The following is a 6,372-nucleotide window of genomic DNA, read 5'->3' on the forward strand; positions in this document are numbered from 1 at the left end:
GCAAGCGCTGAGCCAGCGTGGCGTGGTGGTGGGCCAGGTGGCCAGCCGCCAGGCCAGCAGCGCACAACACCTGGCCGCGCGCATGCCCGGCTGCCAGGCGGTCGATGCCGCCACGGCGGCGCAGGCCGACCTGGTGTTCCTCACCGTCAGCGATGACGCCATCGCCCCCCTCGCCGCCCAGCTGCCGTGGCGCGCGGGGCAATCGGTGGTGCATTGCAGCGGCGCCAGCGAAGTGAGCGTGTTGCAGCCGGCGGCGGACGCGGGCGCCGAGATCGGCGGCTTTCACCCGCTGCAGATCTTCTCCGACCCTCAACGTGCCATCGAGCTGCTGGCCGGCAGCAGCGTCGCCATCGAAGGCCCGCCCGCCCTCGAAGCGCAACTCGAGCAACTCGCCCACACACTCGGCATGCACCCGCTGCGCCTGCCACCCGGCGCACGCGCGCTGTACCACGGCAGCGCCAGCTATGCGGCGAGCTTCCTGTTGTCGATGCTCAACGAGGCGGTGACGGTGTGGCGCAGCTTCGGCATCAACGAAGCGCAGGCCCTGCAAGCGCTGCTGCCGATGGCACGCGGCACGCTGGACGCTGCGGCCAGCAAGGGCTTGTCGGCCGCGGTCGCCGGGCCGATCTCGCGGGGTGACTCCGGCGTGATCGCGCGCCACCTCGCGGCCTTCACCGCCCTGGGCCCGGAGCACGCCGAGCTGTACCGCGAATTCACACGCCGCCAGCTCGAACTGGTTCAAACCACGCAGCGCTTGAGCGAAGCGCAGGCCGAGCGCGTGAGCGAGGTCCTCTCTCAGGTCACTTCCCGAGAATGAACTTCACCACTTGGGCGCGTGTGCCCGGGTCGTCGTCGAAACCGGGATGCGTGGTGCTCGCGCTCACCGGCCCGGGCGCCAAGTGCACCGTGGTGTTCGGCAACTTCTTGGCATAAACATCGAAGAACTTCTGCATGCCCAAAACGGGCGTGGTGCTGCCGCCTTCGAAAGACTCGCTCACCAGGTACAGCAGCGAGCGCCGGTACGGCCCGCAGCTGCCATCGTCTTGCTCGGCATGGTCGGTCAAGTGGAACTGCTGGTAGCGCTTGACCACGCCCGACAGCAAGTGCGGGCGCAGGCGTTCGTCGAAGGTCGAGAGTTTCACGGCCGGCGCCATGAAACTCACCGATTCGAACTTCATGCCCTCTTGTGCCAGCCGGTCGATCATGAAGGTGGCCACGATGCTGCCTGCCGAGTGGCCGACGAAGTGCATGCGGATCTTCTTGTTGGCCACGCCATGCTTGAAGTGGCGGTAGAGCAGCACACCACCGGCCTGTTCGTCGTCGGGCACGTCGGGCTTGTAGGCGCTCATCGCATCGGCGTTCTGCTTCATCTCACCCCACAGCATGGTGCCGGGCCGGGCGATCAGGCGCTCGAGCCGCTGGTTCCACCAGTTCTTGAGCGAGAAGCCGGTGCTGCGCGGTATGTCTTTCACCGCATCTTCAAGTCGGTGCAGCAAGGTCGCAAAAAAGTCGGTCTCCCACATCAGGAAGATGGGGAAGATCTTCTTCTCGTAGAGCATCGGTATCCACTGCGCCGCGATGTCGGCCGCCTTGGTTTCACCGACCAGGCCACCGTGGGCGTAGATGCACACGTCAACCACCTGGTCGTCGGCGAGCCCCCAGGTCTTGCGTGCCTGCGCGAGGTGCACGTCGACCAGCGCACGCACGTCGTCGGGTTGGGTGCGGAACACGCCCGAGTTGCTGAGCGCGCCGTTGTTGCCCATGTTGATGATGAAGGGCGAGATCTCGCGGTTGCGCAGCACCTCGCTGGCGGCGAGCGCCACGCGGCCGTTCGCATCGGTGCGCAGGCTGATCGATTTCGAGATGGCGGTGTGGTCGCGTGTCACCACGCCGAGCTGGGCCACCCAGCAGTCCATCGCATTGCGCAACCAGTCGTCGTAGCCAAAGATGGCGTAGCCGTGTGAGCCCCACTCGGGGCCCCAGGAGTTCTGGATCAGAAAGCCGCGCTCGTTGTAGCCGACGATGGCAAACGCGTGGCCGGGGTGGTCGGCCTCGCCGCCTTGCACCGGAATCTCCCACACACCCTTGAACGAGCTCGGGCGACGCTTCATCGCCGGCAGGTTGTTGCCTTCATCCCAACCGGTGTGGCAGCCAGCGCTCGCATAGATGATGCCCACCTCGTTGAGTGCGGAGTGCATGTCGGTGATCGACTGCGTGTCGATGCGGTAGTAGGCGCCGAGTGGGCGCTTCACCGCGTCGAACCACCAGTCTTCCGAGAGCTTCTTGCTGGCCGGCGGCATCTCCAGCCCAGGGAAAAAGTCTTCGCGGCAAACGCCGTGTTTGAACCAGCCCTTGAGCGCCCCGCGCAGGCTGGAGCCCTTGTCTTGCACCGAGCCTGGAAACTCGTCGTAGCGCCGCGCCATCGAATACAGCATGAAAGGCGAGATGGCGGGCTTGGCCTCGCGCCGCGCGCTGCGCAGCAGGTGCTCGACCACCAGCGACAGACCGAAGCCGGTGCAGGCCATGGTGTCACCCTGGTTCTTGACCGCCAGGCCCGAAGCGGGGAACAGCGTGGGCGCCGGCGCTCGGCCCACGTTGGGCCGGAACGGCCTGTCACGCGAGTCGGGCGGGTCGGGTCGGGCGACCCGCATGAACAGCGGCGTGGGTTTCTTGGCTGTCTTTTTGCGCGTGACCATGGCTGCCTCCTTGCGGAGCGTGCATGGTCTGGCCGCCGGGGGGCGGCGTCAAGACTGTGAAACTTGGGGGCCTGGCTCCGCCCGTGGTGTCAGCAAGCCGCCGAGCGCTTGATGCGGTCGACGATGATGTCTGCCTGTTCGCGGCAGTGCGCTGCCTGGCCGCCGAGCAGGCAGGCGTGCTGGTCGAAGTGGCGTGTTTCGAGCACCTCGGCCACCAGCGGCATCAGGTGCGCAGGCAACTCGGAGAAGCCGGCACGCGCGGCCGGCTCGGACAGCCCGGCCAGGGCCTCGCGCAGGCACTTGGACAGCACGCGGTAGGTCAAAGGCTGCATCGCCACGCGGCCCGATTCCATCTCGTGCTGGCGGCTCGCCAGATCGGCGATGTACAGGCGGCGGCCTTCGAGGTGATAACTCATGCCGTGAAGCATCGCCCCGCGGGCTGGGGCTGAAGGGCGGAGAAAGGGCACGCTGGTAGCGCTTATTCGCGGCTGCCCGGGCATGGCGAGTTCAGCCTGACCCTTGGACATTCGGCTCCATCAACTTGGTGACGGCATACGACCCACAGCTGACGGCCAGGCCGTCGAAATGCTGGCGGCAAAGCGACATAGCCGATCAATTCCTGGCGAACACTCGGTTCGGGATCGCGGCGCCTGCTATGCAGCGGTGGCCAACGTCGATTACCGCATTCGGAGCCTCCCGCTGTGGCGTATGGCGCACTCCCGGCGAGCGCGCGGGGCTGACGGCAGAGGTGCTGACAAACTGCACGGTGGAGCCTGCGTGTGCATCAACCGAGTGCAAACCTGCTTGCTCAGGCCAGCAGGTGCGTAGAACATGTGAAGCATGAAGCAAGCTGATCTGCATCGGTGGCAAACGCTGTTGTGTGCGTTCCTGCTCATGATCCTGGCATCGACTGCTTGGGCATCAGGCACGGTGAGTATTCAGCAAGGCTTTGGCCACGTTGCGCTGGGCCCCCATTTGGAATACTTGAAAGACTCCGAAAGGAGCTTCAATCTGGCTGATGTACGTGCCCGAAGCGCAGCGTTTTCTCCAAATGACGCGGAAGTGTTCAACCCGGGATATACGAGTGCGGGCTATTGGGTACGGTTCCGACTGCGCAACACGGAGTCGAAGCCGCAGTCTGTTTTTCTGCAGTACCAGACCCGGTTTGCCGACCACCTTCGCCTTTATTCTCCTGACGAGAACGGCATTTATTCCGTCATTCATTCGGGCCGATTGATCGCGCCCTCTGAGCGCCCTCTCCCTTCGCGGGAGTTCCTGTTCCCCATCGAACTGGCTGCCGCCAGCGAGCGGACTTTCTATTTTTATGCCGACAGTGCAGATACGCTGACGATACCGTTGCACCTGTTCGATGCCAAAGGACTCAGCGCCTCCGACCTCACAGACCAGTCATGGCTCATGTTCTATCAGGGGCTGATTTTCGCGATGACGATCTTCAGCATGTTCCTTTTCAACATGCTGCGCAGCTGGGTGTACTTCTTCTACATCCTCACCATCGCATTGCACCACGGGCTTTTCTTCGCCTTGTTCGATGGGATGGGGTATGCCTATTTCGGGCTGGAAGACCCCTGGTGGTCGCGAGAGGCGCTGTCGGTCTTGCTGAGCGTCACCATGGCAACGATGATTCAGTTCAGTCGCGCGCTGCTGAACACCCCGCAGGAGTCTGCGCGCCTGGACAAGGCGCTGGTAACGCTGATGCTGCTGGCGCTGGTCACCGCGGTTTTTTCCATATTCGTGGACTACTCCATCACGATCCGCATCGCCAACCCCATTGCATCGTTTACCGCCACCATGCTCTGGATCTCCGGCTGGATTAGCTTAAGAAAGGGCAACCCGGCTGCCCGCTATTTCCTGTTGGCCTGGACCTTCATCATCATTGGAGGCCTCGCTTACAGCCTGAAGTCGTGGGGCTTTGCGCCCAGCAATCTGTTTACCGAATACGGATGGCAGGTGGGCTCGGCCATCGAAGCGCTGCTGCTGTCCATGGCAATTGCCGCGCGCATCCAGGTTGAAGTGAGTCGCCGGGAGCAATCGCAATTGGAAGCGCGGTCCGCGCAGGCACATGCGCTGGAAATCCAGCGCCACTCGAATGATGTGCTGGAGCAGCGTGTACAGCAACGCACCGAGGAGCTTGAAACAGCCAATCACAAGCTCCAAACCATGAGCATCACCGATGGCTTGACCGGGCTGCACAACAGGCGACATTTCCAGCAAAAACTCGAAGCCGAGAGCCACCGCGCCCGCCGGGAAAAGGAAATGCTGGCGGTGATCATGCTCGATATCGACCACTTCAAGCAGTTCAATGATTCGTATGGGCACCGGGTAGGCGACGCCTGTTTGCGCCAGGTGTCCCAAACCCTGGAAAGCCAACTCAAGCGCACCACTGACTGCCTCGCACGCTATGGCGGCGAAGAATTCATCATCTTGTTGCCCCATGCCGCTGCTTCAGGTGCCGAACAGGTGGGGCAGCGTATGCGCCAAAGCGTGGAATCGCTTGACTTCCGCGTCGAGGGTCAACGGGTGCCGATCACCGTCAGCGTCGGCGTTGCAATCGGGTTTCCATCAGCAGAAGCCGACGCAGAGCGTTTGGTGCAGATTGCCGATGAGGCGCTGTACCAGTCAAAACGCGATGGACGCAATCGATTGACCCTGGTCGATCTTTCAAAAAGCGGTATGAGCGTGGGCGGAAAAGCGGCGCTCGAAATTCCGGGCGCCTAGGGCCTGTTCACCGCGCTCCGCTAACCAATCATCACAAGTAGGGCGCCGTGTGCCTGATATCGTTTTCAGCTCCCCAGGCCAAAGCAACTTGCGTCGCGTTTCAGCGCATTTCGGGTGTCTCGCCCATGCAGAGGTCAGCGGCTGGCCTGCTTGATGCGACTCGTCCACTCATTCCACCAAGAGATACACCTCCATGCAAACCTTGTCACGCCACTTGACTGCCCTTGTTCTTGCGTTGGCGAGCGCCCTCGGCGCGCACGGCAGCGCCCTGGCCGCGACCGTGAATTACGTTGTCGCCGAGCAATGGAACTCGGGTTTCAAGGCCGAGGTCACGGTCGTGAACGACAGCAGCACCGCCCTCAATGGCTGGCGCCTTGAGTTCGATTACCCGTACACGATCACGCAGCTCTGGAACGGCACCCTTGTTTCCAGAACCGGCAACCGTTATGTGGTGACGGGCCCGAATTGGGGCGCCAACATCGCGCCCAACAGCAGCTTTGCTTTCGGCTTCATCGGTGCTTCCAGCGGCGCGCCGACCGGCAAGCCCAGCAGTTGCGTGGTCAGTGGGCAGCCGGTGAGCACCGGCGTCTGCGCGGGCGGCTCGACCGCGCCCAACCAGGCTCCCGTTGCCAGGGCCAATGGCCCCTACACCACCACGGCGAACGCGGCGCTGTCGCTCAGCGCGGCGGGCTCGAGCGATCCCGACGGCAGCATCGTCTCCTACAACTGGAGCTTCGGCGACGGCGCTGCCGCCAACACCGCCAGCCCGCAGATCAGCCACGCCTACGCCACACCAGGCAGCTACAGCGCCAGGCTGACGGTCACCGACAACCGGGGTGCCACGGCGTCGGCCAGTGCCGCCGTGACCGTCAACCCCGGCGGCGGAACTGTCCCTGAGACCGGCACGCCTTTGGCCCGCAACGGGCAACTCAGGGTGTGC

Annotated in this window: 5 protein-coding genes; 3 read left to right on the top strand and 2 right to left on the bottom strand. The window is 63.6% G+C overall.

All coding sequences use genetic code 11. The features are described 5' to 3' along the window. Positions 1-817, top strand: an 817-nt coding sequence (locus tag RMO40_RS10485) for a DUF2520 domain-containing protein (RefSeq protein WP_309720283.1), incomplete at its 5' end; no start/stop codon positions are given. Here the strand turns inward: RMO40_RS10485 and RMO40_RS10490 are convergent. Then, the gene (locus tag RMO40_RS10490; RefSeq protein ID WP_309720286.1) at positions 801-2,696 is read right to left on the bottom strand and encodes a C1 family peptidase; all 1,896 of its coding nucleotides are present in this window, start codon (positions 2,694-2,696) and stop codon (positions 801-803) included. The two genes, RMO40_RS10485 and RMO40_RS10490, sit on opposite strands and share 17 nt — an antisense overlap. A gap of 89 nt (positions 2,697-2,785) precedes the next feature. Then, a complete protein-coding gene (locus tag RMO40_RS10495; RefSeq protein ID WP_309720289.1) occupies positions 2,786-3,112 on the bottom strand; it encodes a hypothetical protein in 327 nt (108 codons plus the stop codon). 424 nt (positions 3,113-3,536) lie between these two features. Here RMO40_RS10495 and RMO40_RS10500 point away from each other — a divergent pair, with 424 nt between their 5' ends. Beyond that, on the top strand, positions 3,537-5,432 hold the full coding sequence (locus tag RMO40_RS10500) for a diguanylate cyclase (protein WP_309720292.1): 1,896 nt from the start codon (positions 3,537-3,539) through the stop codon (positions 5,430-5,432). Between the two features lie 193 nt (positions 5,433-5,625). Then, positions 5,626-6,372: PKD domain-containing protein (locus RMO40_RS10505; RefSeq protein WP_309720295.1), on the top strand; the 747-nt coding region annotated here is incomplete at its 3' end.

Origin of the sequence: Rhizobacter sp. (assembly GCF_031412075.1) — a bacterium.
In the GTDB taxonomy this organism is placed as follows: domain Bacteria; phylum Pseudomonadota; class Gammaproteobacteria; order Burkholderiales; family Burkholderiaceae_C; genus Rhizobacter.